This window comes from Parasphingorhabdus sp. (assembly GCF_036568145.1).
Taxonomy (GTDB): domain Bacteria; phylum Pseudomonadota; class Alphaproteobacteria; order Sphingomonadales; family Sphingomonadaceae; genus Parasphingorhabdus.
Genome location: NZ_DATCTC010000016.1, coordinates 86,721 through 112,997, shown reverse-complemented (window position 1 = coordinate 112,997; position 26,277 = coordinate 86,721). Strand labels below are relative to the sequence as shown.

Below are 26,277 nucleotides of genomic sequence, written 5' to 3'. Positions count from 1 at the left end.
TCAGGCATAATTTTCACCCGCGAACATAATCGTCAACGATATTAAAGGAGTGCAATATGGATTTAGGACTTAAGGGCAAGAAAGTCATTCTTACAGGCGGAAGCCGCGGACTGGGGCGTGCGGCGCTTGAGCATTTCGCTAAGGAAGGCGCTGATGTCGCCTTTTTCTCTCGCAATGCGGAACAGGTTGCGGCGGCAAAAAGCGAGCTTGAAGCACATGGTGGCAAAGTGTTTGCCGAGGCATTCGACATGAGTGACATTGAAGCTTATCCCGGCTGGTTGAAAAAGGCAGCAGAGGAATTGGGCGGATGCGATATTTTTGTACATAATGTCAGCTCTTCCGGTGCAGGTGCGACCGGTGATTGGGAAGTGACATTCCAGACCGATATCATTGGTGCTGTCAAAGCGATGGAGGTATTGGAGCCTTATCTTGAAAAGTCGGATGATGGCTCGGTTATCTTCATGTCATCAACTGCTGCATTCGAAACTTTCGTTGCGCCTCAAGCATTTAACGCAATGAAAGCGGCGCTTATCACCTATGGATCGCAGCTCAGCCAGGCACTTGGTCCCAAGGGGATCCGCGTTAACATGGTATCCCCCGGCCCGATCAAATTCCCCGGCGGCAACTGGTCCCAGATCGAGGCGGGTATGCCGGACTTCTATGAAGCCACCAAGGCCGGTTTTGCACTGGGTGATTTCGGCAGTGCAGACGATGTCGCGCGTACCGTTGTATTTCTGGCAAGCCCGGCATCAAGCTATACGACCGGCACAAATGTCGTGATTGACGGCGGCTTTACGAAAAGAGTGCAGTTCTAAAAAACTGAGTGCCTCTCTTCAATAAAGAAGGGGACGGATGGTTTTGAAAAAAAGGGGGGGGGGAGGTTTTACGCCTACTCCCCCCTTTCCAATTCCCTAGACAGCCCCCGTTGGCCAAGCTCTTGTTTCCTCTCCCCCAGAAGAGGGAGAGGATCAAATCTCTAATTCACCGCGCGGTCTTTTCCTTCCCAATAGGGCGCACGCAATTCGCGGCGGAGTATTTTCCCTGACGGGTTGCGCGGTAGTGCCGGGATGAAATCGACCGATTTGGGACATTTATAGCCCGCGATATTCTTGCGCGCATGACCGATAATCTCCGCTTCATCCGCATCTGCATCGCCCTTTAATACAACGCAGGCTTTCACAGCCTCACCCCATTTTTCGTCCGGCACGCCGATCACTGCGACATCCGCAACGGCCGGGTGGCCATAGATCGCGTTCTCGACCTCTGCCGGATAGACATTTTCTCCGCCCGAGATGATCATATCCTTCACCCGGTCATGGATATAGAGGTAGCCGTCTTCGTCAAAATAGCCCGCATCACCAGTGCGCAGCCACCCTTCGGCATCAATTGTCGCAGTCGTGGCTTCGGGCAGGTTCCAATAACCTTTCATGTTGTAGGACGAGCGCGTGGCAATCTCACCCACTTCTCGGGGCGGCAGAGTGTTACCTTCATCATCGATAATCTTCACCTCGACACCCTGTAGCGGCTTGCCCACCGAACGCATTTTCTCATTCCCGTTCGGATCATGATCTTCTGGCGGCAAGGCAACAATCGTCCCTGTTGTTTCCGTCATGCCATACATCTGCACAAATTCGCAGCCGAGAATATCAATAGACTGCTTCATCATTTCCAGCGGGATTGGAGACGCGCCGTAAGTGATATATTTCAGCTTCGAGAAATCGACCTCGCCAACCCTTGGGTGATTCAGTAATATCTGGATCGCGGCAGGCACCATGAAAATCTTGTTAATGCCATATTGCTCAATGAAATCGAGCGCCTGTGACGGGTCATATTCCCGCACTATGACCGCGTGGCCCCCGCTGTAAATATTTCCAAGTCCTGACCCCGTCCCGCCAATATGGAAACAGGGCATGGCGAGCAACATAGTCTCTCCCGGCTCTGACTTTTGCCAGTCGGCCAGTTCATCATCCGACAGCCTTGCGCGAGAGGCAAAGATGGAAGCACCCGTCAGAACCGCCCCTTTTGGGTGGCCGGTTGTACCCGACGTGTAAAGCTGCAAGGCATCATCGTCCGGCGCACAATGCACCATCGGATCAACATCGGGAAATCCATCGCGCCATTTCGGATAGCCGGGAAATTCCGCATCCGCTCCCTCGGAGCCGATAATGGTAGTGACATGCTCCAGATCGGGTTTAATCTGGCGCGCAAGATCAACAAATTCGGGTCCAATGAACAGGACTTTTGCCTGACAATCATTGACAATATAAGCCACTTCGGGGGCCGCCAGGCGCCAGTTCACGGGCGTCATCACTGCGCCGATTTTTGCCGCGCCTGCCAGTATCTCGAAATACAGATGCGAGTTCTTACCCATATAGGCGATCCGGTCGCCCTTTTTGACACCAAGCGATAACAGCCCGTTGGCCGCACGGTTGCTGCCTGTATCCAATTGGGAATATGTCATCTGGTCACCCTCGAAGGTGAAAACGACCTCGTTCCCTCGTTCCTTTGCCCGTTCCCGGATAACGTCAGCGATTGTTATAATATCTTCTTTCAGCATATACCTGTCCTGTTTTCACGGTCCTCCACGGGACCGATTCCCAGTACCCTATCTAATCGCCGCGGCCGTGCATACAGCCTAACAGATTCACTAGCCCCGTTTCTGAACATTTATAGCCGGGCCTTCTGCATTAAAGTCATAGGTGCAATCGCTGTGCCGCGGATTACCAATAAGCCATGCGTGATTTTGCCCTTCATCAAATTTGCCTGGCGCAAGGCGGCCCGGCCGCACTCGTCCGGTTCGCGGCAAAGGCCGGCTTAAAGAAAGTCTGCCTGTTCACATCCTCACCGGTGACAGAGGCCGGGGAGAATATTTTTCCGGTTGTTACCGCTGCTGACAAACAGGATTTCCAATCGCTACTCAGCGATAATCACGTATCGATCATCAACGCGGAATATTTTCCTGTCATGCCCGGCGTAGACGTGACGCAATATAAGGCTGCTTTGGAACTGGCCGCAGAATTGGGCGCCAAACGCGCCGTTACCCACATATCTGAAACCGATAGCGCAAGAATTACGGACCAGCTTGCTATGCTTTGCGAAATAGGGCGCGATCTGGGCATGGAGATCGGGCTGGAATTTACCGGCTTTGCGAAAGGCTGTGACAGCCTTCAAAAAGCAGTAAAGCTCCACCGCGTCACGAGCCAGCCGAACCTGAAAATCGCAATTGATGCGCTGCATTTATTCCGGACAGGCGGAACGCTGGATCAGGTTAAGGCCATTGATCCGCGCGATATTGGCTATGCACAAATATGTGATGGCGCCCATTTTCGCAAATCGGATAGCTATGACGAAGAAGCCATGAACAGGATGATCCCCGGCGAAGGCGTGTTCCCCCTTCGTGACTTTCTTGCCCTTATGGGGGATCATGTCGATCTGGATATTGAGGTCCCGCATTATAATTCCGGCCCGTCTTTTGATGCGGAAGATTGGGCCTGTCGGGCAATTGCTGCAAGCAGGGCTTTATTGTCCCCTGCCTCATCCTCCACCAACCGCAACAAATAATTTACGGATAATAAAAAATAGATTGCCGCTTCACGCTCAGGCTCTCTTGCTTCACAGCATCGGCTCGAATAAGGTTAGTCTATGTCAGGGAAAGAAAAATTGGCCGTGAAAGCGCCTAAAAAGATCAAAAGCACAGCGAAGAAAAAACCTCGGTACATTGAATTGGCCGATGAATTACGCGCGGCGATTTTACAGGGGGATTATGCTGATCCTGGTAATTTCCCGACAGAATCTGTCCTGTGCGAAAAATATGATGTCAGCCGTTTCACGGTTCGGGAGGCTTTGCGCAAGCTGACCACCGAAGGCCTGATAACGCGCAAACGCGGGTCGGGAACACTGGTTCAGCCAGCAACGGCGCGCGCCGGAGCGCTGCACCAGCCGCTGAGTAACGTCGGCGAGATTTTGCAATATGCGCGTGATACCACTATTATCTTTGAAAAGAGACAGCCCACCGCCATTCCCGATGATGTAGCGGCTCAGATTGACATCAGTCCGCAAGGTGAATGGTTTACCTTCCGCGGAAAGCGGATGAAGCCCGGAAAAGAGCTGCCCATCGCGCTCACAGAGGCGTGGATCCATCCCGATTTGGCAGAAGCCGTAGCGCAGATCGATACCAATGCGGTTACCCTGTTCGGTCAGATTGAATTGCTCGGAAAAGTTACGGTTACACGTGTGACCCAGGATATTCAGGCGATTAAAGCCTCAAAAGACATATTGGAGGGACTGGGCCTGACCAAAGGCGATCCGGTGCTACGCATCCTGCGCTGCTATTTCGACGAAGATGGCCGGATTTTCGAGATTTCTGCAAGTTATCACCCTGGCGAACATTTTGCCTATTCGATGCATATCGAGGTGGATTGATCTCCACTGCGTGGACCCCATATCATTACTGATCGCCTCCCCTAGACATTTATAATACAGATAATCTTATGACACAGAATAATCAGACATCCGTGAATATCGTCGAAGTTGGCCCGCGTGACGGGTTGCAGAATGAACCGGATATAATTTCGACAGCCGACAAGCTTGGCATTATCAGTAAAATGATCGATGCGGGCATCCGCCGGATGGAAGTGGCCAGTTTTGTTCACCCCAAGCGTGTGCCCCAGATGGCCGATGCGGAAGCGGTGATTGCCGGACTGCCGGACCGCGATGACGTCTCTTATATCGGCCTGTGCCTGAACAAGCGCGGCGTGCTGCGCGCGCTGGCGACCAAGGAAGAGGGCCAGCGCGGTATTGACGAAGCGGGCTGTGTCATCGTTGCCAGCGACACGTTCGGTCAGAAAAATCAGGGGCAGACCATAGAACAGGGCATCCGCGAAAATCGCGAGATGATCCGTTTTGCAAAGGCCGAAGGGCTGAAAGCGCAGGTCACAATCTCCGCCGCCTTTGGCTGTCCGTTTGAAGGGCATGTTCCCCCCGAAACCGTGATGCATATCGCCAGTGAAATGGCCGAAGAAGAACCGCTTGAAATCGCGCTTGCCGATACAATTGGTGTCGGCGTCCCCGCTCAGGTCGAGGACCTGTTTGGCCGCTTGAAAGAACTGCTGCCCAGCAACATTAGCATGCGCGCGCATTTCCATGACACGCGCAACACCGGCATTGCCAATGCCTGGGCCGCTGTGCGGTCCGGTGTGACAACGCTGGACGCCAGCATTGGCGGGCTTGGCGGCTGCCCGTTCGCCCCCAATGCCACGGGCAATATCTCTACCGAGGATTTGATCAACCTGCTGGACCGGTCGGGGATAAAGCACGGCGTTGACCTGACCCAGGCGATTGCCACCAACAAATGGTTTGAAACCATATTGGGCAGGCAATTACCCTCGCTCGTCGCACGGGCCGAGGGTTAAGGGCCGAGCGTTAAGCGCTGGATCCGGTCTGGCGATTATACTAGTGCTATTCTGTTAGTGGACTTCTCTTTTGCTGCCGATAATCTGGCTGGCAAAGGAGCATATCACGCATGGCTATACTGGACAGGTTCAGACTGGATGGCGAGGTCGCAGTCGTCACTGGCGCCGGCAAAGGCATTGGACGCGCGATTGCATTGGCTTTGGCAGAAGCGGGCGCGGATGTGGTGCTCGCGGCCCGGACGGCCAGTAATCTGGACAATGTGGCAGAGGAAATCCGCGCCCTTGGCCGCCGTGCCATAGTCGTGCCCACCGACGTCACGGATATGTCCGCACTGGAGCATCTGGCCGATAGGGCAGTGAATGAGCTGGGCTCGCTCGGCATCTGGGTCAATAATGCGGGCGGTTTGCCGGACGGAACACCGCGCTATCTTACCAGAACATCTGAGGATGAATGGGACGCGCAGATTGATCTTAACCTGAAAAGCGCCTGGATGGGCGCTGTCGCTGCGGCCAGGCACATGAAAGATGACGGCGGGGTCATCATCAACACATCGTCCCGCGCATCCTTTGGCGGTCAGGTGAAAAACGGCCCCTATGGTGCATCCAAAGCGGCGGTGAACAGCCTGACCAGCACATTATCGCTTGAACTTGCGCCTAAAATCCGGGTCAATGCGGTCGCTCCCGGCCCGATCCCTACCGAAAATTTCGACGAGTCCATGGGAATAAAATCCGAAGAAGACCGACAGAAACTGCTAAAGAATATCGGCATCCCCCTGGGCCGGTTTGGCCAGGAAGATGATATAGCCGCTGCCGTAGTCTATATGGCTTCACCAGCCGCGAGTTGGGTGACCGGTCAGTGCCTGTTCGTCACCGGTGGGCTGTAAATAGCCTATAGCGACTGCCCGTCATCAATCACGAACTCCGAACCCGTCACCGAATTCGCGGCATCGGATGATAAATACAGCATCATCGCATCAAGCGAAGACATATCCTGCAACCGCCGCCGGTGGAAAGCCGCAATCTGGTTCTTGCCGCCTTCGGTTTGAAACCAGTCGCCCTGAATTTCTGTGGCGATATAACCGGGATGGACGGTGTTGACATTCACCCCTTGCCGCACCCATTCCCGCGCCAGATTGCGTCCAAGATGCGCGACGCCGGCCTTGCTTGCAGCATAAGCGCTGTCCCCTTCACCGGTCAGGCGCGATGTGATGGATCCGATAATGGTGATCCGGCCATTTTCCTTTGCCCGGCTGTCACTGGCGATCAGGCGCTTCGCCCCTTCGCGCGCGACCAGATAGACGCCGACAAAGTTGGTGCCGATGACATTTTGCAAGCCATCAATAGGGACATCTGTCGATCGGCCGGGCACGCTGATCCCGGCATTGCAGACGACAGTATCCACGATACCGAATTTGGCTTCCGCCGCATCATAGGCCGCGATTATGGACCCTTCATCCGTCACGTCCATGGGAACTGCCAGCGCGTTACCCCCCGCAGCGATAATCCTGTCTGCCACTTCCGCAGTACGATCAGTGCGCCGTGCGCCCAGCACCACGTTCGCTCCGGCCTTAGCGAATAATTCCGCAAAATGCGCTCCCAGACCCGATGATGCTCCGGCGATCAGGGCTGTTCGATTGGCCAGTGAGAACGGTATTTGCATGATTTTTCCTCTGGTTAAGCGTGATTGAAATCGGTCCTAGACCATCTTGCTCCGATGGGGCAATATCGCTTTTCATAGTAGTAAAATGAAAAACAGGGAGAGGGACGTTATGATTGATGCGTCACTGGATTATAACGGAAAAATAGTTGCCATCATCGGCGGCTCCAGCGGAATTGGCAACGCCACGGCGCAGGCGTTTCGCGGACGCGGGGCACGGGTCCATGTCACCGGAACACGCGCTAGTGCAGACGATTACTCAAAGGATGAAGGCTCTGACCTGGAAGGCCTGCATTATGCTCAGGTCGATGCGGCTGATAATGACGCGATTGCCCGCTATCGCCAGACATTCGACCGGCTGGATGTGCTTGTCTGTTCGCAAGGAATGGTGCTCTATAAAAGGCAGGAATTTGAACCCGACAATTTTGCGAAAGTCATTCAGGTCAATCTCAACAGCCTGATGACCTTTGCCAGTGCATTTTATGACCTGTTGAAAGCAGCCCAGGGATCAATGATCATTGTGAGCTCAACCGCTGCCTATCACGCCACCGTTGGTAACCCGGCCTATAATGCTTCAAAAACCGGCGCGATGGGCCTGACCCGCACTTTGGGCAAGGCATGGGCACCCGATGGCATACGCGTCAACGGCATTGCTCCGGGTCTGATCGCCACCAAGATGACGGCCGTTACAACGCAAAATCCAAAGCGCCGGGAAGCAACTATCGCAAACATCCCGATTGGCAGGATTGGCGAGCCAGATGATATGGCTGGCCTGTCGCTGTTCCTGGCCTCTCCACTTGCACGCTATATAGTCGGGCAAACGCTTATCGCGGATGGCGGGTTGTTGTTATGACATCACGCAGTCTGCGGCGATAGCACGGCCGCTTTGCCGGGCACGGCCTTGGCGGCGTATAAATAAGCGAATATTGCTGCAATCAGGCTGAACACCGTAATCGCGATCATCGCATAGTTAAGGGACATGGTGCCATAATCCCCGGCCAGTTTATCGCTCATCATACCTACCACGGCGGGTCCGATGAAATAGCCAAGGAAAGTTGCGGCCAGACCATTGATCGAGGATGCTGTCCCCCGTTCAGTGGGCGAAACCGAAGATTGCATCATGGCGATAGCCGGTCCCTGGGTTGAACTATGCGCTGCATAGCCCAGCGTATAAAGGACAAGGACAAGCAGGACATTGTCGGATAGCAGGCAACCAACCAGCAAAGGCAAGGATATTAAAATGACAATGGCGCTATACCACGCGCGCCATTTCGGGTTACGCAGCGCCAGCCAGTCGGTAAAATATCCCCCAAGGATCATGCCCGGCACTCCGCCTGCCGTCCAGGCGATGCCAAGATAAATACCGACCTGCGACACCGGTATTTCAAAATTGCGCATAAGGATCGGAGCCAGCCAGATCGAGAAACCATAAAGCGCAATAATGCCCAGTGCATTGGCCAGCACAACGCGAACGAAAATCCGGTTTTTCCATAGCGAAGCCATGGTTTTCGCAAAAGGTTCCTGCGTGACAGCTTTTACCTTTTCCTGCTCGCTCTTTGAAAAGCGGCTGCGATCCGGTTCACGGACTGTCAGATAGATTATCGCGCCCAGCACAACGCCCGGCAAACCGAGGATGATGAACGTCCAGCGCCAGCCATAGGCTTCCGCCAGTAAACCACCCGCGACAAACCCCATTACAGGCCCCAAGGCCGCCCCAAGGGAAAATATTCCCATCGCTCTGGATAGTTCGTGCGTATCGAAATAATTGGTGATGATCGAAGTTGCGGGGGGATTACCGCCCGATTCCCCCACACCCACGCCAAGCCGCGCCAGAAACAGTGTCCAGAAACCTGTAGCAACCCCGCAGAGTGCAGCCATCACACTCCATAGGCTGACGGCAATCGCCAGCATATTTTTGCGGTTGGTGCGGTCGGCCAGCCGCCCTGCCGGAATGCCGAGCACCACATAAAAAATCGTAAAGGCAGTTCCCGCCAAAAGACCGATTTGCGTGTCAGTGAGGACAAAGTCGGCCTTGATATCCTCGATCAGGATCGACATGACCATGCGATCCGTGATGTTGAACATATAGGTCAGCATCAACATGAATAAAATAAAGTAACGATACGCGTTTTTCGGTACCGCTGCGGCCTGCTGAACCATATTCATCCTCTCCCTTTGGGAAGGGAAAGGAATAGCGTGAAAAAGGGGGCACAAGTCCCCCCTTTTATGATAGGATTATGATGGTTTTTTTAAGCTGAACTTATCTGGCAGCCGACAATTTTATATGCCGCCGCATGTGGTGGTCCACACTGCCAAACTCGCTTTCAATAATGGACAGCCGTTTGAAATAGCTGCTGACCGCGGTTTCGTCGGTTACGCCCATGCCGCCATGGGTCTGCACCGCTGACTGGCCGACAAAGCGGGCCGCCTGGCCGATACGCACTTTTGCCGAAGAGACGGTTTGCTTGCGCTCGGCTTCTTCTTCGCTCAGCTTGATCGTTGCCAGATAAGACATGGAAACCGATTGCTCATATTCCATGAACATATCGGCCATCCGGTGCTGAAGCACTTGAAAGCTGCTGATCGGAACGCCGAACTGCTTGCGCTGCTGCGCATATTCCAGCGTCATCTTGTTCGTCATCTGTATCGCGCCCACCGCTTCGGCACAGACCGCTGCGGTTGCTTCATCGACAACCTTCTCGATCAGCGCAAGGCCGTTGTCCAGTTCACCGATCAAGGCATCGCCGGGAAGCGAAACATTCTCGAAATACACTTCCGAAGCGCGGCGACCGTCGACAGTGGCATAATCGCGCATGCTGATGCCGTCTGCATCCTTGGCGACGATGAATACGGAGACACCGTTCCGGTCAGCCTGACCACCAGAGGTCCGTGCCGTGACGACAAAATGGCTTGCCCATGGCGCGCCGATCACGACCGCTTTCTGGCCGCTCAGGGAATAGCCGTCGCCGTCTTTCTTAGCGGTTGTGGTCAGGTTCGCCAGATCATAGCGCCCCTGCGGCTCGGCATAAGCAAAGGCGAATATTTTTTCACCAGCGATTATGCCGCTCAGATATTCTTCTTTTTGCGCTGTCGTTCCGGCATGTTTCAGGAAGCCGCCGGCACAAACCACGCTGGGAATGAACGGTTCGACGACAAGGCCTTTACCGAATTCTTCCATGATCAGCATGGCCTCGACCGCCCCGCCGCCAAAACCGCCATCCTCTTCGGAGAACGGCGCGGCGAGCATGCCAAGCTCCGCCAGCTGTGCCCAGAATTCCGGCCGCCAACCCGCTTCGCTTGCAATGATCTCGCGCCGCGTGTCCCATTCATATTGCTCCCGAACCAGCCGGGAAATACCATCACGAACCATGTTCTGTTCGTCAGAAAAATTGAAATCCATAATATCGCTTTCTTATGATTTGTGCGGTTGGATCTAGAGTCCGAGAACCATTTTGGTGATGATGTTCCGTTGAATCTCGTTGGATCCGCCGTAAATCGACGTTTTACGCATGTTGAAATATGTCGAGGAAGCACCGTGGGCATAATCCGGACCAATCGGGAAGTCGTTCGATCCGTCTTCCGGAAAGCTGCGGAAATCGGGCATGCCGTAATTGCCGACAGCTTCCAGCGTCAATTCGGTCAGGCGCTGCTGTATTTCCGTGCCCTTCACTTTCAGAAGCGAACTTTCCGGCCCCGGCCCTTTGCCTGCCTGTTCACCTGCCAAAGTCCTCAGCTCGGTGATTTCGAGTGCCGCAAGGTCAATTTCCAACTGGCTGATCTTGCGCGCGAATCCCATGTCCTCGATCAAGGGCTTGCCATCGAGCATCTCTTTTGAGGCAATGTCCTTTAGCTGCTCTACACCGCGCTTTGACCGTGCCACTCCGGCAATGCCAGAGCGTTCGTGCGCGAGCAGGAATTTCGCATAGGTCCAGCCCTTATTTTCTTCACCCACACGGTTTTCCACCGGAACGCGAACATCAGTCAACCACACTTCGTTCACTTCATGGCCGCCATCGACCAGCTTGATCGGGCGCACTTCGATGCCAGGCGTGTTCATGTCCACCAGAATGAAGCTGATGCCCTGCTGTTGTTTCGGCGCATCGGGATCGGTGCGGCACAGGAAAAATCCCCAGTCGGCATGCTGCGCCAGCGTCGTCCAAGTCTTCTGGCCATTGATGATATAATGGTCCCCGTCGCGCACCGCCGTTGTTTTCAGCGATGCAAGGTCCGAACCTGCACCCGGTTCCGAATAACCCTGACACCACCACACGTCGCCGCTGCGGATGCCCGGCAGATGCTTTGCTTTTTGTTCTTCATTACCGAATGTATAGATAACCGGGCCGACCATGGAGACGCCAAAAGGCAGCGGCATAATGGCATTGACGCGGGCATTTTCCTCCGACCAGATATAACGCTCTGTCGGGGTCCAGCCGGTGCCGCCATATTCCACCGGCCAGGCAGGAACCGACCATCCCTTTTCACCAAGGATTTTATACCAGGCGGTGAGCTCTTCCCTGCTCATCTCATCCTGCATGTTCTTGCCTTGAATGTGCTTGGGATAATTATTCTCGATAAACGAGCGCACTTCGTCGCGAAATGCATTTTCCTCTGCTGTGAATTCCAGATTCATGAACGACTCTCCAATGACTATTTTCACGCAACAATAAGTCAAAAACTGCAGAAAACAAGCAAATCCAGAGAGGAAACCCAAGAGAAGAATGGTGACGCTACGGCAAGGGCGGCTCCCGCCAACCCGCATCCCGCGCTACCCGCCAGAAAATTTAACCGCTTTGTTAAACTCCGTCTGAAAATTTGTCCTTGCGCCGCTTTCCGAAACGCATATTGCGCTCTAGCTTGGCTCGCAGAGCGGTGTAATAGGCTTCCAGGAACAGCCGTTCGTCCCCGCCTCTCGATTCCGTGTCCCAATCCCTGCCGATTTTATTACAGATTGACCGCGCCACTGCCACAAGCGCTTCATCTGCGCCGGTCCGCAGCACGCTTTCCAATGTTTGCAATTCATATTCACCATAGACGGACAGGTCTGCATCCGAAAATTCATAGCGGGCCACTCCCCGCCCCGTCACCGGATGGGCATGGGTTTCAACCGAAGGCGCAACCACGCCGTCGAGGTTCCACCTGACATCCCGGATCACCCAGGTTCCCGCAATCAGGTCACCGCAGCGCAACCGATCCTTATTGAACAGCGGGAATGAAGCAAATATCGAAACCCAGATAAAAGCGGTTAATCCGGAGATACCGGAGCCGGACAAAATATCAGACCCCGTTTGCATCAGTTGCAACGGTATGAACAGCTCGATAGTCCTCAAAATATTTCGGGCAATGATCGCTTCTGCTGTCAAACGCCCCCCGTCGCGGGATGCCACACGGATGCCAAGTGCACGCTTTCCCCATGTCGCCGCCCGGTCGCCCATCTCGAAATATATGAAATAGCCGTTTTGAAGCACAAAATTGCTGATAATCCAGACAATGACGATAAAGCTCAATGGCCCTTCAAGGCTGAACATATCTCCGCCGTTGCTTCCAGTCAGGATAAGAAAACCGAAGAGGAAGCAAAGGATACCGATGCCGGTCGAGATCAGACTGATAATCACGAGGTCCAGAACCAGCGCCCACACCCTCGACATAAAGGGTGCGACAGAAACATGAAGCTCAACCCCCTCTGGTGAAACCATGATCCGGTCCAGCCCGGCTTTGGCGGACCTTTGGACCCGCGCACCGGATTTTGCGCTACCCATAAGCCGGGCCCTTCTTCTGACCGTCATAGACAAAGAAATAAGCCAGCCAGAATAGCAGCATCCCGCCGCCGACCAGATAACGCAAAGCCGTATCGTTGATAAGCTGGCGCGCGAACCCTTCCAGCAATCCGGCACAAAATAGCATGACAACCACGCCCGCCATCACCACCGCAGAACGCTTTCCGGCCTCACGCGCGGCGACCAGATGGGATCTCGCACCGGGAAAGGCAATCGAACGCCCGACATGGATCCCGGCCGCTCCGGCCAGAAGTATGGCAAATAGCTCTGTCGTGCCGTGGATGGAAAGCCACGCGATAAAATCAGCCGTCAACCCGCGCTGGGCAAAAACCCATAACATTGCGCCCAATAACGCCATATTGTGGATCAGCAACAATATGCTGGGCACTGCAAATGCAAAGCCGAGCGCAAAGGCCAGGATAGCGACCTGTGCGTTGTTGCTGAACAGATAGGCCGCGAATATTCCCAAACCGTTCTGTTTTTCCGCGCCGAACAACGTGCCGCGCAAAGCCTCTTCAGTGGCACCGGGCACACGGACATCGGCAAAGTCGCCGGGAACCAGCGCATAAAACCAGTCACTGTCACCAGCGACCAGCATATAGCCAATCAAGGTTCCGACAATCATCACGGACAGCGCGATCCAGATGTCCAGCTTCATATCCCGTATTGCCCGGCTCCAGCCGCCGCCGAAAAAGCCTTTCAGCCATCTGCCGAAACTGGTCTGGGTGCCGTAAACCATGAAATAGGCCCGCAGCGCCAAAGCTTCGAGATAGTCGATCAGGGCAGCATCCAGCGAGCTTTCACGCGCGATGGACAGGCTTGATAATGTGGTCCGGTAAAGCGTGGGGAGCGCGAGCACATCCTCGTCACTCAAGCGCCGCGCCTTTCCCCTCTCCATCTTGGTGATGATTTCTTCCAGACGCGCCCAGTCGGCTTCCCGCTCCAGACGAAAGCGGTCGCTTTTCAGGACGACCGTGTCAATCGCCCGCCCTTCTTTGGGGTTTGCCGATATGTCCGCCATCAGATCGCTCCCCGCCGCTTAATTTTAAGATAGCTGTTAATCAGCTGCGTGCCGATATTTTGATGCGGGCCTTCGATTACATCAATACCCATATGGCGAAGGCGGCTAACGACCAGTTTCTTTTGATCGAGCAGGCTTTGCGCCATCACGCTTCGCGTAACATCCTGCGCGCTTTCCGGCTCTTTCCTGATGAATCTGGCAAGCTCTTCATCTTCCAGAACCACGAACAGCACCAGATGCCTGTCAATCAGCCGCCCGGCGGCCTCCAGCATCAAATCAGCGCTGGTCGGATCGGTAAAATCGGTAAAGATTATTATCAGCGATCGCCGCTGCAACCGGGCCGACAGTGCCGACAAAGCCAAAGTGTAATTGCTTTCCTGATGCCGGTAATCAATCTTTGCTGCATCCTGTTGCAAGCGATAGAAATTACGGCTTCCTGACAGGAAGGGCGTCGATATTTCGGGCTTGGCGGCAAAGCTGAACAGGCTGGTCTTATCACCCGATTTAAGCGTGATATATGCAGTCAGCAAGGCCGCCGAAACCGCACGGTCAATTCGCGGCAATCCATCGACAGGCTCGCACATGGCCGTTCCGCAATCCAGCGCAAAAACAATCTGGTTGTTGCGGTCGGTATCATATTCCTTGGCCATCAATTTGCTGTGCCGCGCAGAAACTTTCCAATCAACACTGCGTCGATCCATGCCCGGCTGATATTCGCTCAGCGCCTCAAACTCATTCCCCTCACCGCGAAATTGCCGGGATAGCAGCCCAAAAACAGAGTCGCGCAAAAACATCTGCACGGCCGGGCTGCGGACTGCGGATATGTTGGGCACGACCGCAATCGACTGGTCATTGGTCCTGGAACTTTGCCGCCATGCAAGGCCCAGCGGCCCTTTCCAGCGCAGCCAGAGTTTCCCGATAGCGCCAGTCCCGCGCCGGGCCGGTATCGTGGTTGCTGCCCCGCTGAATGCAGGTGTCTGGGGGGCTATCTGGTGGAGTGTAAACTCAATCCGGCCGCTTTGCGATAACCTGTCGTCCACACCCAGATTCGCGCTTACCTGGCGGGGCATGATTAACCCGGCAAACTCGGCCTTCACGCCCAGTTCCAGCGGCGCACCGATTTCCGTAGTCCGGGGCGCCGTAAACTGAACATCGCTCATCTTCGCCGCGATCATTCCATCAATGAAAAGCAGCAAGACAAGCACCGCCGCCCACGCAATGCCAACCGCCCAAAGTCCCGGTATCACCGCCGCCAGCAACGTCGAAACAGGCGCGCCAATCACGATGAACATCACGGCTCTGGCGGTGGGGTAGATCAACGCGGCGCTTCCGTCCGGTCAATCAAGTCTGCAATGATAGCGTCCACACGGCGGCCTTCGATTTCCGCCGCCGGGGATAATATCGTTCGATGCCTCAAAACCGATGGCGCAAGCGCTTTAACGTCGTCTGGAACCACATAGTCACGGCCCGAAATCGCCGCCCTTGCCCGCGCGGCAGTGGCCAGCATAATCGCGGCGCGCGGGCTGGCACCATTTTCAAGATCAGCCGTTTCACGGGTAGCGCGGACCAGCCGGACGATATAATCGGTGACATCCTCCACCAGCTTGACCGATTTGACCGCTTCCGCCGCCTCAGCCAGAGAATGACTGTCCGCCTGTGCACTGATCCCGAAATCATCAGGCCCCGGCGCTCCTACCCGCTGGCCATATTGGCTGACAATCTTCTTCTCTTCCTCCGCATCGGGATATGCGATCAACATCTTGAACAAAAACCGGTCCAACTGCGCTTCGGGAAGCGGATAAACCCCTTGCTGTTCAATCGGATTTTGGGTGGCGACCACCATGAATTGCGGGGATAGCTGATGCGTCTCCCCGTCTAGGGTGACAGCGCGTTCCTGCATGGCCTCCAGCATCGCCGCTTGAGTTTTTGGCGGCGTGCGGTTTATTTCATCGGCAAGCAACAGGTCACAGAATATCGGGCCGCGTGTCAGGGTGAACGTGCTGGTCTGGAAATTGAACAGGTTGGATCCGACAATATCGCCGGGCATCAGATCGGGTGTGAACTGTATCCGGTTAAAATCGAGATTGAGCGTTGCGGCGAAACATTGCGCCAGAAACGTCTTGGCGGTCCCCGGCGGTCCCTCCAGCAATATATGGCCAGCGGAAAACAGCGCGATCAACAGGTGGTCAACCACCTCTTCCTGCCCGACAATCGCTTTTGCAACCTCCGCGCGGATATTATCCGCCAGCGTCTTTAATTCCCCGACATTCATCCGATAATTTCCTTTTTCCAACGATAGAGCGCCCCAGCCCAAAGCGCAGTTTCCTGCGGGTTACGGGCGTTTTTGAGCCTATTGTGCAAGTCCGTGAAGCTATGGCCATCCACCTCGCCCAGCATGTCTAGCTTGCGGTCCTGAACCTCCTGGTCCGCATCGGGCGACAGGCCAATGGCATGAATCGCCTCAACCCTGATTGTGTCTCCATATGTTCCACCGACAATATGTTCGCGCCGCATCCTGTGAATGAAACCCGCACTGTTATTGACCAGTGCGGTTTTTCCAAAATCAATACTCCGCCCCTCCCGCACCCCCGCCCCAAAGCGATTAAACGCCATCCATGCAGCGGCCAGTGCAGCAATGACCAGACAGATTGTGGCAGATAAAAATGGCGGGTTAAAAGCAAGGGTGAGCAAATTTTCGGGATTACCAAGCCCATTGAAGGTTAAGTCAAATGTAACCCTGCCGTCTGTCCCGGTTGAAACAGCTTCCATAAGAGCCAGCGCATGTCTGGCGGTTTCCTTATCCGCCATCCCGCTATTGTTAAAGAGATCGGCATCAGCGACAAACACCAATGGGAAAAGGGACTCATCAATAGACTCTTCATCTGTGACGCGGGATTCATCCAGGCTATCCAGCTGTGGATAAACACCGCCATCATCCAGATAAGCGACCAGAGCGCCGCCCTTTGGCGCAGGAACAACGGCGCGGATAGAATTGCCGGACATAGTGACCGGAACTTCCGGAATTTTAACAGATCCACCAACCGCAGATGGAACGACTGGCCGCTCATTCGTTTTCGCTCCACCTTTATCGGCGACATGGATATTAACATCAGCGATATCCTTGAGCATTGCCACTCCAGAATCCGGGGCCAGTGTTCCAAAGCGCTGCACCCACCCCTTTTTAATCCTTGGATCGGGAACCCGGCCAACCTGCCATTTGGGCAATATGATCATCGTAGGCCCGATATAAGCCCGGTCCCTTGTTACCTTCGCGATATCAACAGCCTCAACATAAGAAGAAGGCGTCAGGACCAGCAGGCCATAATTATCAAGCCCCGCGGAAGTCCGCGAATATTGCACCTTGACCCCGGTTTTTTGCATAAGGTCCGCAAGTGCCTTATAGCCAACAAGGCTGTTTGAAGCACCATGTGCATCACCATTCTGGCTGGAAGACAAAGGACTTCCGGCACCCAACCCATAAAGCAGCGCGACAAAAGCGGGAAAGCCGATGGCAAACATGATTATGATCGTCGTGCGTTTAAACGGATTGGTCTGAACGCTCATTTGATGTCAGCCTCCGGCTTGTGCCAACTCTTGGCCAGCACAAATTCACTATAGGCATTACGAGATGCGGCCCAGCCTTCTTCACCAATGGGCGTAGCCGCGAAAACCCCGCGTTCAACATGCCCGGCTATCACCGCAAACATAGCTCGTGCGGTTTCAGGCAAACTTTCAAAGAGCCCGATTTCACGTGCGGTATCAGAAGGGCGGAGCAGATCGGGACGGCGTTCCTCAATATCCTCTAAGCTACGAAACAGCAAAAGACGCGCAGCTTCGTCAAATTGTCCCTTTGCAGCAAGCACATCCGCTTCGTCGAGCAGCCGCCGGGCTGCCATTTGGTCCGGTCGCCATTCTTCTTCCGGCTTGGGTTTACGGCCACGCCAAATCTGCCAATAGGGAGATAATATCACCCATAATAATGTCAGGAAACCGGTTGCCAAAAGCACCAGCAATACGATCTTCAGCACCGGCCACGCAGCCGCTAGCATTTCCCCCGCGGGGGTCAGTACATCACTCAACCAGTGCAGAAATTTGCCCCACCACTCCGGCGGCTGCGCTTCCGGATCCGGAATAATATTCGCAAATTGGATATCATCATCCGTTCGCACGTCTTTCCACGCAGCGTCAAAAGAAGCGTCTTCGTTATCACCTTGAACTATTGCGCCTTTTGCCACTGGCTGGATGTTACAGAAAGCTTTGGTCGGGGCAAGAGCGAAGATTACAGTGCTTGTCAGGCTTTACGGCCTTCTGCCGGGGTGACAATCAATAGCCAAATATAACAAATGTTGCGCTTCAATAAGAATTTATTGCTCCCGCTCATATCAGGGGTTTGCTAAGCAATTTGAGTAATCCAAATTATATCGGAACTTTTACGTGCAGCAGCCAGTCTCCAGAACCCCGCTAACCCACCTTCAACGCCTCGAGTCAGAGGCCATTCATATCATGCGGGAAGTTGCAGCAGAGGCCGAGAATCCGGTGATGCTTTATTCTGTGGGCAAAGATAGCGCTGTGATGCTCCACCTTGCGAAAAAGGCATTTTTTCCATCTCCTCCACCTTTTCCATTGCTTCATGTGGATACGACCTGGAAATTCCAGGACATGTATAGGCTGCGAGAAAAAGCAGCTAATGACGCTGGTATGGAATTGCTGATTTATCATAATCCGGAAGCCAAGGAACGCGGCATCAATCCATTTGAGCATGGCGGCCTCCATACGGACATGTGGAAGACTCAGGGGCTGAAACAGGCACTGGACAAATATGGTTTTGATGCGGCGTTTGGCGGGGCACGGCGCGATGAAGAAAAAAGCCGGGCAAAGGAGCGTATCTTCTCATTCCGCTCTGCCAGCCATCGCTGGGACCCTAAAAACCAACGGCCAGAGCTTTGGAAGCTATATAATACGCGCAAATCCAAAGGCGAAAGCATCCGAGTATTTCCCTTATCCAACTGGACCGAGCTTGATATTTGGCAATATATTCACCTTGAGAATATCGAAATCGTCCCGCTTTATTTTTCTGCGCCCCGCCCAACAGTGGAACGCGATGGAATGATCCTGATGGTCGATGATGAACGTTTCCAGTTTCAAGAAGGGGAACAACCGGTTGAACGCTCAATCCGTTTCCGCACCTTGGGTTGTTATCCTTTGACCGGAGCTGTTGAAAGTGAGGCAACCACCCTGCCCCTGATTATTCAGGAAATGTTGCTAACGACTACTTCCGAGCGGCAGGGACGGGCGATTGACCATGATCAGTCCGCGTCGATGGAAAAGAAAAAGCAGGAGGGTTATTTCTAATGGATAGTCCTGAAACAATCTACAAAACCGACGCCCTTATCGCAGCAGATATTGATGCTTATCTTGAAACACACCAGCATAAAACGATGCTGCGTTTCATTACCTGCGGTTCAGTGGATGATGGAAAATCGACGCTGATCGGGCGTTTGCTTTATGATTCCAAAATGATCTTTGAGGACCAGCTTGCCTCTTTGGAAGCAGATAGCAAAAAAGTCGGCACACAAGGTCAGGAGATTGATTTTGCGCTGCTGGTCGACGGGTTGGCTGCTGAACGTGAGCAAGGTATTACGATTGATGTAGCGTACCGTTTTTTTGCGACAGAGAAACGCAAATTTATCGTCGCAGATACACCGGGGCACGAACAATATACCCGCAATATGATAACCGGCGCATCAACCGCCGATCTAGCGATTATTTTGATCGATGCACGGCAAGGAATTTTAACGCAAACGCGCCGCCACAGCTATTTGGCACATCTTATCGGCATTAAACATCTCGTCGTTGCCGTGAACAAAATGGACCTTATTGACTATGACGAAACGGTCTATGATCAAATTGTCACCGACTATGCAGCCTTTGCCAACGACGTGGGCATAGAGGCTTTTACACCTATCCCGATTTCCGGATTGGCCGGTGAGAATATCACCAGCCTATCCAGTAATACACCTTGGTATAAAGGCCCTAGTCTGGTCGGGCATCTCGAAAATGTGGAAGTGATGAACACCGCCAATCAGGCGGAACCGCTACGGATGACAATGCAATGGGTCAACCGACCCAATCTGGATTTCCGGGGTTTCAGTGGGCAAATTTCCAGCGGAACCGTCAAACCGGGCGATGAAGTCCGTGTTCTTCCCAGTGGCAAGACCTCCACAATCAAGCGCATTGTCACCATGGATGGTGATCTGGATAAAGCAGTGGCCGGTCAGTCTGTCACTCTGACTTTGGCCGACGAAATTGATTGTTCGCGGGGAGATGTCATCGCCGCAACCGATGCGCCGCCGCAGGTAGCGGACCAGTTTGAGTCCACTATTGTCTGGATGGATGAAGAAGAATTATTACCGGGCCGCAGCTATTGGATGAAAATCGGAGCGCAATTTGTTAATGCAACGGTCCATCCCCCAAAATATCTGATCAACGTCAATAATCTGGAACATCTTGCTGCCAAGACACTCCAACTCAATAATATAGGCGTCGCCGAAATTACTACTGACCGGCCAATTATCTTTGAGCCTTATTCCGACAACCATGACCTTGGCGGTTACATTCTCATTGACAAGATGAGCAATGCCACTGTCGCTGCCGGCATGCTCCATTTCAGTTTACGGCGAGCGCAAAATGTCCATTGGCAAAATATTGACATCGACCGCGCCGCCCATGCCCAGCAAAAGCATCAGGAGCCACGCGTGATATGGTTCACGGGCCTTTCAGGCTCCGGGAAATCCACCATCGCGAACTTGGTCGAAAAACGGCTATATGCGCTTGGCAAGCACAGCTTCCTTTTGGACGGGGACAATGTCCGTCACGGGTTGAACAAAGACCTTGGCTTTACAGACGCCGACCGGGTGGAGAATATTCGCCGCATCGGGGAGGTTGCCAAGTTAATGGCTGATGCCGGGCTTATCGTGCTCACGGCCTTTATTTCACCGTTCAGGGCAGAACGCCAGCTTGTGCGGTCGATGTTGCCGGAAGGCGAGTTTATCGAGATATTTATCGATACACCGCTTTCTGTCGCGGAAGAACGTGATGTGAAGGGGCTTTACAAAAAGGCGCGCGCTGGCGAACTTAAAAATTTCACCGGCATTGATAGCGACTATGAAGTTCCCGAAAATGCGGAGCTTCGTATCGACACGACCAAGATGAAACCGGAAGAGGCTGCTGAACTTATCGTCGACAAAATTGTCGGTAGCTGGGCTTATACCATATGACCGATGCGGAACTCGCGGCAAAACTGGCCGAGGACGCGGGCGCACTACTTTTGGAATTGCGCAAGAATTCGGGCTTGGACGGGAAGCAGCTTGGTGATGCCGGCGATAAGGCGGCGAATGACCTGCTGGTCGCTGCACTGCGTGAATTGCGGCCCGGTGATGGCCTGCTTTCCGAAGAAAGCAAAGATACGGTTGAGCGGTTGAACAAAGAGCGTGTCTGGATAATCGATCCGGTAGATGGCACACGAGAATATAGCGAGGGACGGAAAGACTGGGCAGTGCATGTGGCACTGGCTGTGGACGGGAAACCGTCTGTCGGAGCTGTGTCATTACCCGGGCTTGGTTTAACCTTACGCAGCGATTTACCAATCGCCCTTCCCGTTCGTGCCAGCAAACCGCGTCTTGTGGTCAGCCGGACTAGGCCAGCAAAAGAAGCTGTCGCCGTTGCAAAAATATTGGATGCAGACTTGGTTCCAATGGGATCAGCAGGCGCCAAAGCAATGGCTATTATACGCGGAGAGGCCGATATTTATCTTCATTCTGGCGGCCAATATGAATGGGATAACTGCGCTCCTGTAGCGGTAGCGCAAGCGCATGGACTGCATTGCTCTCGTATCGACGGTAATGCCCTCATTTATAACCAGCAAGATACATATTTACCCGATTTGCTGATTTGTCATAAGCAGGATGCGGGCAGGGTATTGGAGTTGGTGAGCACACTTGATTTTAATTAGATTAGAGAGACCCCGCTTAGGCTAACGTTTATCAAGATGCCTTCTCTATCTCATCATTGTCCCGACCATGCTCAAATTCCGGAACAAGTTTTTTAAGTAAGGTGATTGCTTCTTCCGAATCGCGGCATTTTTGGAATTGGCTCAATAGTTCTGCCAATATCGTCTGATCTATATGGCTTTCACGAGCCATCATTATACGATTATGCACTGTCGATTTCGGATCATTACCAATAATCAACTCTTCATATAATTTCTCACCCGGACGCAGACCAATTTCCACGATTTCGATATCACCATCTGGCTTAGCTTTGTCGCGTATGGTCAGACCGGACAAATGAACCATGGTCTTCGCTAAATCCATGATACGAACCGATTTTCCCATATCCAGTACAAAAACTTCACCGCCTTTGGCCATACCACCAGCCTGGATAACGAGTTGTGCAGCTTCCGGTATTGTCATGAAATAGCGAGTAACATCACGATGCGTAAGCGTGATCGGCCCTCCAGCCTGAATCTGTTGCCGGAACAAGGGAACTACGGAACCACTTGATCCCAGAACATTACCAAAGCGGACCATAGAAAACCTGGTTTCACTTTCTTCAGCCAACGCCTGGATAATCTGTTCGGCGCCACGCTTGGTCGCCCCCATAACATTGGTAGGGCGAACTGCCTTGTCCGTGCTGATAAGGATGAAGTCACTGACCCTTGCGATATGTGCTGCTCGGGCAATCTCATATGTGCCCAATATGTTGTTTCTTATGCCTTCAACCGGATTGGCCTCTACCAGAGGTACATGCTTGTAAGCTGCAGCATGGAAAACAGTATCTGGATGCCAAAGTGCAAAAATCTCTGCCAGACGATTAGCGTCTGCAACAGATCCCAGAACAGGAACAATCTCTATCTTGCCAGGAGTATGGTCTGCCGAGAGATTGCGAAGTTCTTTTTCGATGGCATAGAGTGAAAACTCCGACACTTCGAACAGTAACAGTTTACGCGCTCCGGATTTCGCAATTTGCCTGCACAGTTCACTGCCAATAGAACCGCCAGCACCGGTTACCATGACAGTTTTACCTAAGATCGTCCGACCGAGAAGCAGCTCATTGGGGGCAACGGGCTCGCGACCAAGCAGATCTTCGATGTCCAGCTCACGGATGTCATTAAACGATACTTGACCGTCAATAATATCCTTTACGTTCGGCAAGGTTTGAACATGGACCTTAAACTTCTGGATTTGGTCAACGATAGACCGTCGCTTTTTGCGAGAAATATTCGGAAGTGCGAGCAAGATGTCAGTTACAGCATATTTAGTGATGACATCTTGTAAATTGCCGCTCCAGAAAACTTTGTCGCCGTCCAGTTTTTGCCCATCCAGCCGCTGATCATCGTCGATATAGCCACGCATCGCCATTGCTGGCTCAGACCGCATAGATGCTGCAAGTTGTTGCCCGGCATTACCCGCACCATATATTAGGACCGTCTTAACTTGTCCGCCAAAGCGGCTCCTGTTCAATAGATCCACCATTAGATAACGTGCTGTGACACGCGAAAAACCGACCATTATAAAGAAAATAATGGGCTGAAGAATTCCCACTGTCCTTGGGACGCCTGCAATTCCGATAATTGAAAAAATAGCAACCATCGGTATACTGTAGAAAGTGAGCGCCCTTACCAAGGTCCTCATCATACCAGAGCCAGCATAGCGGAATATCGCATTGTAGACGCCGACAAAGTAGAACACCGGTATCATCGTCAACAGTGCGACCAGTACAATTTTCTGGACAGCCAGATCCCAATAAATCCAGACACCTATGCGCAAAGAGTAAGCTATCCATATAGATTGTATACAAAGAACCATATCTAGCAGAAGCACGATAGCCTGCTTCTGCCAGCGCGAGAAATTCGCGATTTTTTCTAGAAGAGCGGTAATTACGGCGATCATGGCTTCGATTTTTCCAATTCCAGATGAATATTCATTGAACCATCGCTTCAAACGTAGACGGGTGATTTTAATCACACAACTGTAATTAGGCAGATTATACAGTTACTTGTGAGTCTATGATAAGCTGATCTGTTTATGTAAGCATTCTAACTTCCCAGTAGGTAAGGACGTATCAGATGCTAAAATCATAAGGGTTACTATCATAAAAAGATAGAATGCACTGTAGAGAGGTTAGAACAAGTTCCCTTGCTTGACCGGAAAACGCGATCAGGCCAGAGAAGCAACGACACAAATCTGCGTCACCCTAGTGACAGTATCAGCCAAAAGGACAAATATGAAAATTACAATGATCGGTTCAGGCTATGTTGGCTTGGTTTCTGGTGCCTGCTTCGCTGATTTTGGACATGAAGTCATTTGCGTTGATAAAGATCCGAACAAAATAAACCAGCTTAACAAGAATATTATGCCTATTTTTGAGCCCGGACTTGCTGATTTGGTTGAGCATAATGTAAAAGCTGGTCGCCTGTCCTTTTCCGGCGATCTGACAAAGTCGGTAAAGGATAGCGATGCCATATTCATTGCCGTTGGTACACCTTCGCGGCGCGGAGATGGCCATGCCGATTTAAGCTATGTTTATGCTGCAAGTGAAGAAATTGCCGATGCAATCAGCAAAGCAGCAGTTATCGTGACAAAATCTACTGTTCCGGTGGGGACAGGTGATGAGGTAGAGCGGATAATCTCACAAAAGCTCAATACTGATCAATTTGCCGTCGTTTCCAACCCTGAATTTCTTCGGGAAGGGGCCGCTATAGATGACTTCAAACGCCCTGACAGAATCGTAATCGGCGCCGAAAACGAATGGGCACGAAATGTGATGAGCGAGATTTACCGACCGCTCTTTTTAAACAAGTCACCCATTCTTTTTACGGGCCGACGCACCGCTGAACTAATCAAATATGCGGCAAATGCATTTCTTGCGACCAAGATCACTTTCATCAATGAAATAGCAGATCTGTGCGAAAAAGTAGGCGCGAACGTTCAGGAGGTTTCACAGGGTATCGGGCTTGATAATAGGATCGGTTCAAAATTCCTGCACGCAGGCCCCGGTTATGGTGGAAGCTGTTTCCCCAAAGATACGTTGGCGCTAATAAAGACCGCTCAGGATAACGAAAGTCCGATACGGATTGTTGAAGCGGTTGTGCAGGTTAACGATCAACGTAAAAGGGCAATGGGACGTAAAGTCATCCAGGCATTGGGCGGCGATGCGCGCGGCAAGAAAATTGCTTTGCTCGGCCTGACATTTAAGCCGAATACTGACGATATGCGCGACGCCCCATCTATTGCCATCGTTCAGGCATTGGTGGATGCAGGAGCGACGGTAAGTGCTTATGATCCGGAAGGCATGGAAATCGCTGCGGAAATTATGCCCGATGTTAGCATGGCTAAAAGTAGCTATGATGCTGCCAAAGACTCCGATGCTGTCGTGATTGTAACAGAATGGAACGCTTTTAGGGCTCTTGACCTCGACAAATTATCATCGTCAATGGCTGGAAAAGTGCTGGTAGACTTGCGAAATATATACCACCCTGAAGATGTTGCCAAAAGCGGACTGGAATATACAAGTATTGGCCGCAGTTAGGAATTAATGGGGAGGGGCATGAAGCTGAAGCAAAAGAAGGTTCCAAAACCATGGGGTCAATTGAGCCTGCCCCAAATATTTGGCGGAAAGCAAAAGGAGAAAATCGGAGAAATCTGGTTCACGCCTGAAAAGGGTATTACGCCTACGTTGTTAGTCAAATATATATTCACCGGTGAAAAGCTTTCGATTCAGGTACACCCGAATGATCGTCAGGCGCGCCGACAGGGCTTTCCTCGCGGGAAAGATGAGTGTTGGTATATAGTGGATGCCGAACCGGGTGCTGTTCTGGGCATTGGGCTTACTAAAGAGGTCAGTGCGACAAAATTACATGCAGCGGTTGTTTGTGACCAGATCGAACAGCTTGTCGAGTGGAAACCCGTTAAACGAGGGGATTTATATTACATTCCCGCTGGAACAATACATGCGATAGGACCCGGAATACAGCTTATAGAAGTTCAGCAAAATGTAGATATAACCTACCGGCTTTACGATTACGGCAGACCTCGCGAATTACATCTGGATGACGCGATATCAATAGCGACCACCGCACCCTATAACATGAAAAACCACCTTGAAGCGGTACCCGACCAATCGGTGAAACTGCTGGACGGCCCCCATTTTAGGCTGTTTCAAGTTATAGCCGATGATCATGATATGCTCAGAGACACTATTGCAGGGGAGTGGCACGCTATACCTCTGGAAGGGGAAGTTACTGTCAGAGGTAAAGTTATCCGTGCTGGAGAATGCGGACTTTGCGCCAAGGCTTCAGATATCGACTTGTCGGCGAACATCAAGTCCCTGATCGCCTGCAGCATGAAATGAGGG

23 protein-coding genes are annotated in these 26,277 nt (G+C 52.6%); 11 read left to right on the top strand and 12 right to left on the bottom strand.

Translation table 11 applies throughout. The annotated features are described in order from the left end of the window. Positions 1 to 56: 56 nt before the first annotated feature. Positions 57 to 815, top strand: a complete 759-nt coding sequence (locus VIN76_RS04840) for an SDR family oxidoreductase (RefSeq protein ID WP_332040689.1) — start codon at positions 57 to 59, stop codon at positions 813 to 815. A gap of 161 nt (positions 816 to 976) precedes the next feature. Here VIN76_RS04840 and VIN76_RS04835 read toward each other — a convergent pair whose 3' ends face one another. Continuing rightward, complete coding sequence (locus VIN76_RS04835; RefSeq protein WP_332040688.1) at positions 977 to 2,557, bottom strand: fatty acid--CoA ligase; 1,581 nt, start codon at positions 2,555 to 2,557, stop codon at positions 977 to 979. A 176-nt stretch (positions 2,558 to 2,733) separates the two neighbouring features. Between VIN76_RS04835 and VIN76_RS04830 the strand changes: the two genes are divergently transcribed. From VIN76_RS04830 to VIN76_RS04815, 4 genes are all read left to right on the top strand, one after another. Continuing rightward, the gene (locus tag VIN76_RS04830; RefSeq protein WP_332040687.1) at positions 2,734 to 3,561 is read left to right on the top strand and encodes a sugar phosphate isomerase/epimerase; all 828 of its coding nucleotides are present in this window, start codon (positions 2,734 to 2,736) and stop codon (positions 3,559 to 3,561) included. 81 nt (positions 3,562 to 3,642) lie between these two features. Then, positions 3,643 to 4,422 carry a GntR family transcriptional regulator gene (locus tag VIN76_RS04825; protein WP_332040686.1) on the top strand — a complete coding sequence of 260 codons (780 nt, stop codon included), beginning with the start codon at positions 3,643 to 3,645 and terminating at the stop codon, positions 4,420 to 4,422. Between the two features lie 68 nt (positions 4,423 to 4,490). After that, positions 4,491 to 5,411 (top strand): hydroxymethylglutaryl-CoA lyase, encoded by a 921-nt coding sequence (locus tag VIN76_RS04820; protein ID WP_332040685.1) that lies wholly within the window; start codon positions 4,491 to 4,493, stop codon positions 5,409 to 5,411. A 110-nt stretch (positions 5,412 to 5,521) separates the two neighbouring features. Next, positions 5,522 to 6,295, top strand: a complete 774-nt coding sequence (locus VIN76_RS04815) for an SDR family oxidoreductase (protein WP_332040684.1) — start codon at positions 5,522 to 5,524, stop codon at positions 6,293 to 6,295. Positions 6,296 to 6,300: 5 nt separating this feature from the next. Here the strand turns inward: VIN76_RS04815 and VIN76_RS04810 are convergent, their stop codons facing one another. Further along, positions 6,301 to 7,071 (bottom strand): SDR family NAD(P)-dependent oxidoreductase, encoded by a 771-nt coding sequence (locus VIN76_RS04810; RefSeq protein WP_332040683.1) that lies wholly within the window; start codon positions 7,069 to 7,071, stop codon positions 6,301 to 6,303. Between the two features lie 112 nt (positions 7,072 to 7,183). On the opposite strand from VIN76_RS04810, the gene VIN76_RS04805 reads away from it, so the two are divergent. Next, positions 7,184 to 7,921: an SDR family NAD(P)-dependent oxidoreductase gene (locus VIN76_RS04805; protein ID WP_414696287.1), complete on the top strand. Its 738-nt coding sequence runs from the start codon at positions 7,184 to 7,186 to the stop codon at positions 7,919 to 7,921. Between the two features lie 2 nt (positions 7,922 to 7,923). Here the strand turns inward: VIN76_RS04805 and VIN76_RS04800 are convergent, their stop codons facing one another. The 9 genes from VIN76_RS04800 to VIN76_RS04760 all read right to left on the bottom strand — a co-directional run bounded on the left by VIN76_RS04800 (position 7,924) and on the right by VIN76_RS04760 (position 18,098). Then, entirely contained in the window at positions 7,924 to 9,234 is a 1,311-nt protein-coding gene (locus VIN76_RS04800) for an MFS transporter (protein ID WP_332040681.1), read from the bottom strand. 94 nt (positions 9,235 to 9,328) lie between these two features. Continuing rightward, a complete protein-coding gene (locus VIN76_RS04795) occupies positions 9,329 to 10,468 on the bottom strand; it encodes an acyl-CoA dehydrogenase (protein ID WP_332040680.1) in 1,140 nt (379 codons plus the stop codon). Between the two features lie 33 nt (positions 10,469 to 10,501). Next, complete coding sequence (locus VIN76_RS04790) at positions 10,502 to 11,698, bottom strand: acyl-CoA dehydrogenase family protein (protein WP_332040679.1); 1,197 nt, start codon at positions 11,696 to 11,698, stop codon at positions 10,502 to 10,504. Between the two features lie 163 nt (positions 11,699 to 11,861). Beyond that, positions 11,862 to 12,824, bottom strand: a complete 963-nt coding sequence (locus VIN76_RS04785; protein WP_332040678.1) for an RDD family protein — start codon at positions 12,822 to 12,824, stop codon at positions 11,862 to 11,864. Continuing rightward, complete coding sequence (locus tag VIN76_RS04780) at positions 12,817 to 13,863, bottom strand: stage II sporulation protein M (protein WP_332040677.1); 1,047 nt, start codon at positions 13,861 to 13,863, stop codon at positions 12,817 to 12,819. Before VIN76_RS04780 ends, VIN76_RS04785 begins: the two co-directional genes overlap by 8 nt. Further along, entirely contained in the window at positions 13,863 to 15,182 is a 1,320-nt protein-coding gene (locus VIN76_RS04775; protein WP_332040676.1) for a DUF58 domain-containing protein, read from the bottom strand. Before VIN76_RS04775 ends, VIN76_RS04780 begins: the two co-directional genes overlap by 1 nt. Further along, positions 15,179 to 16,135 (bottom strand): MoxR family ATPase, encoded by a 957-nt coding sequence (locus VIN76_RS04770; protein WP_332040675.1) that lies wholly within the window; start codon positions 16,133 to 16,135, stop codon positions 15,179 to 15,181. Before VIN76_RS04770 ends, VIN76_RS04775 begins: the two co-directional genes overlap by 4 nt. Further along, on the bottom strand, positions 16,132 to 17,427 hold the full coding sequence (locus VIN76_RS04765) for a hypothetical protein (protein ID WP_332040674.1): 1,296 nt from the start codon (positions 17,425 to 17,427) through the stop codon (positions 16,132 to 16,134). Before VIN76_RS04765 ends, VIN76_RS04770 begins: the two co-directional genes overlap by 4 nt. Beyond that, a complete protein-coding gene (locus tag VIN76_RS04760; RefSeq protein ID WP_332040673.1) occupies positions 17,424 to 18,098 on the bottom strand; it encodes a hypothetical protein in 675 nt (224 codons plus the stop codon). Before VIN76_RS04760 ends, VIN76_RS04765 begins: the two co-directional genes overlap by 4 nt. A 199-nt stretch (positions 18,099 to 18,297) precedes the next feature. Between VIN76_RS04760 and cysD the strand changes: the two genes are divergently transcribed. The 3 genes from cysD to VIN76_RS04745 are packed head-to-tail and all read left to right on the top strand — an operon-like array spanning position 18,298 to position 21,874. Next, positions 18,298 to 19,215 carry a sulfate adenylyltransferase subunit CysD gene (gene cysD / locus VIN76_RS04755; protein ID WP_414696279.1) on the top strand — a complete coding sequence of 306 codons (918 nt, stop codon included), beginning with the start codon at positions 18,298 to 18,300 and terminating at the stop codon, positions 19,213 to 19,215. Then, the gene (gene cysN, locus VIN76_RS04750) at positions 19,215 to 21,140 is read left to right on the top strand and encodes a sulfate adenylyltransferase subunit CysN (protein ID WP_332040671.1); all 1,926 of its coding nucleotides are present in this window, start codon (positions 19,215 to 19,217) and stop codon (positions 21,138 to 21,140) included. The genes cysD and cysN overlap by 1 nt, the downstream gene beginning before the upstream one ends. After that, positions 21,137 to 21,874, top strand: a complete 738-nt coding sequence (locus VIN76_RS04745) for a 3'(2'),5'-bisphosphate nucleotidase CysQ (protein WP_332040670.1) — start codon at positions 21,137 to 21,139, stop codon at positions 21,872 to 21,874. Before cysN ends, VIN76_RS04745 begins: the two co-directional genes overlap by 4 nt. Positions 21,875 to 21,905: 31 nt before the next feature. On the opposite strand, the gene VIN76_RS04740 is transcribed toward VIN76_RS04745, so the two are convergent. Beyond that, positions 21,906 to 23,888 carry a nucleoside-diphosphate sugar epimerase/dehydratase gene (locus tag VIN76_RS04740; protein WP_332040669.1) on the bottom strand — a complete coding sequence of 661 codons (1,983 nt, stop codon included), beginning with the start codon at positions 23,886 to 23,888 and terminating at the stop codon, positions 21,906 to 21,908. A 259-nt stretch (positions 23,889 to 24,147) separates the two neighbouring features. Here VIN76_RS04740 and VIN76_RS04735 point away from each other — a divergent pair, with 259 nt between their 5' ends. Next, positions 24,148 to 25,452 carry a UDP-glucose/GDP-mannose dehydrogenase family protein gene (locus VIN76_RS04735; protein ID WP_332040893.1) on the top strand — a complete coding sequence of 435 codons (1,305 nt, stop codon included), beginning with the start codon at positions 24,148 to 24,150 and terminating at the stop codon, positions 25,450 to 25,452. Between the two features lie 18 nt (positions 25,453 to 25,470). Next, positions 25,471 to 26,274: a class I mannose-6-phosphate isomerase gene (locus VIN76_RS04730; RefSeq protein WP_332040668.1), complete on the top strand. Its 804-nt coding sequence runs from the start codon at positions 25,471 to 25,473 to the stop codon at positions 26,272 to 26,274. Positions 26,275 to 26,277: the final 3 nt, after the last annotated feature.

What these genes read in the sequence shown, in the direction of transcription:
- VIN76_RS04830 (WP_332040687.1), top strand. Translation starts at nt 2,734, where the DNA reads ATGCGTGATTTTGCCCTTCATCAAATTTGCCTGGCGCAAGGCGGCCCG.
- VIN76_RS04840 (WP_332040689.1), top strand. Translation starts at nt 57, where the DNA reads ATGGATTTAGGACTTAAGGGCAAGAAAGTCATTCTTACAGGCGGAAGC.
- VIN76_RS04815 (WP_332040684.1), top strand. Translation starts at nt 5,522, where the DNA reads ATGGCTATACTGGACAGGTTCAGACTGGATGGCGAGGTCGCAGTCGTC.
- cysN (WP_332040671.1), top strand. Translation starts at nt 19,215, where the DNA reads ATGGATAGTCCTGAAACAATCTACAAAACCGACGCCCTTATCGCAGCA.
- VIN76_RS04825 (WP_332040686.1), top strand. Translation starts at nt 3,643, where the DNA reads ATGTCAGGGAAAGAAAAATTGGCCGTGAAAGCGCCTAAAAAGATCAAA.
- VIN76_RS04785 (WP_332040678.1), bottom strand. Translation starts at nt 12,824, where the DNA reads ATGGGTAGCGCAAAATCCGGTGCGCGGGTCCAAAGGTCCGCCAAAGCC.
- VIN76_RS04765 (WP_332040674.1), bottom strand. Translation starts at nt 17,427, where the DNA reads ATGAGCGTTCAGACCAATCCGTTTAAACGCACGACGATCATAATCATG.
- VIN76_RS04780 (WP_332040677.1), bottom strand. Translation starts at nt 13,863, where the DNA reads ATGGCGGACATATCGGCAAACCCCAAAGAAGGGCGGGCGATTGACACG.
- VIN76_RS04800 (WP_332040681.1), bottom strand. Translation starts at nt 9,234, where the DNA reads ATGAATATGGTTCAGCAGGCCGCAGCGGTACCGAAAAACGCGTATCGT.
- VIN76_RS04795 (WP_332040680.1), bottom strand. Translation starts at nt 10,468, where the DNA reads ATGGATTTCAATTTTTCTGACGAACAGAACATGGTTCGTGATGGTATT.
- VIN76_RS04820 (WP_332040685.1), top strand. Translation starts at nt 4,491, where the DNA reads ATGACACAGAATAATCAGACATCCGTGAATATCGTCGAAGTTGGCCCG.
- VIN76_RS04770 (WP_332040675.1), bottom strand. Translation starts at nt 16,135, where the DNA reads ATGAATGTCGGGGAATTAAAGACGCTGGCGGATAATATCCGCGCGGAG.
- VIN76_RS04730 (WP_332040668.1), top strand. Translation starts at nt 25,471, where the DNA reads ATGAAGCTGAAGCAAAAGAAGGTTCCAAAACCATGGGGTCAATTGAGC.
- VIN76_RS04835 (WP_332040688.1), bottom strand. Translation starts at nt 2,557, where the DNA reads ATGCTGAAAGAAGATATTATAACAATCGCTGACGTTATCCGGGAACGG.
- VIN76_RS04745 (WP_332040670.1), top strand. Translation starts at nt 21,137, where the DNA reads ATGACCGATGCGGAACTCGCGGCAAAACTGGCCGAGGACGCGGGCGCA.
- VIN76_RS04790 (WP_332040679.1), bottom strand. Translation starts at nt 11,698, where the DNA reads ATGAATCTGGAATTCACAGCAGAGGAAAATGCATTTCGCGACGAAGTG.
- VIN76_RS04810 (WP_332040683.1), bottom strand. Translation starts at nt 7,071, where the DNA reads ATGCAAATACCGTTCTCACTGGCCAATCGAACAGCCCTGATCGCCGGA.
- VIN76_RS04735 (WP_332040893.1), top strand. Translation starts at nt 24,148, where the DNA reads ATGAAAATTACAATGATCGGTTCAGGCTATGTTGGCTTGGTTTCTGGT.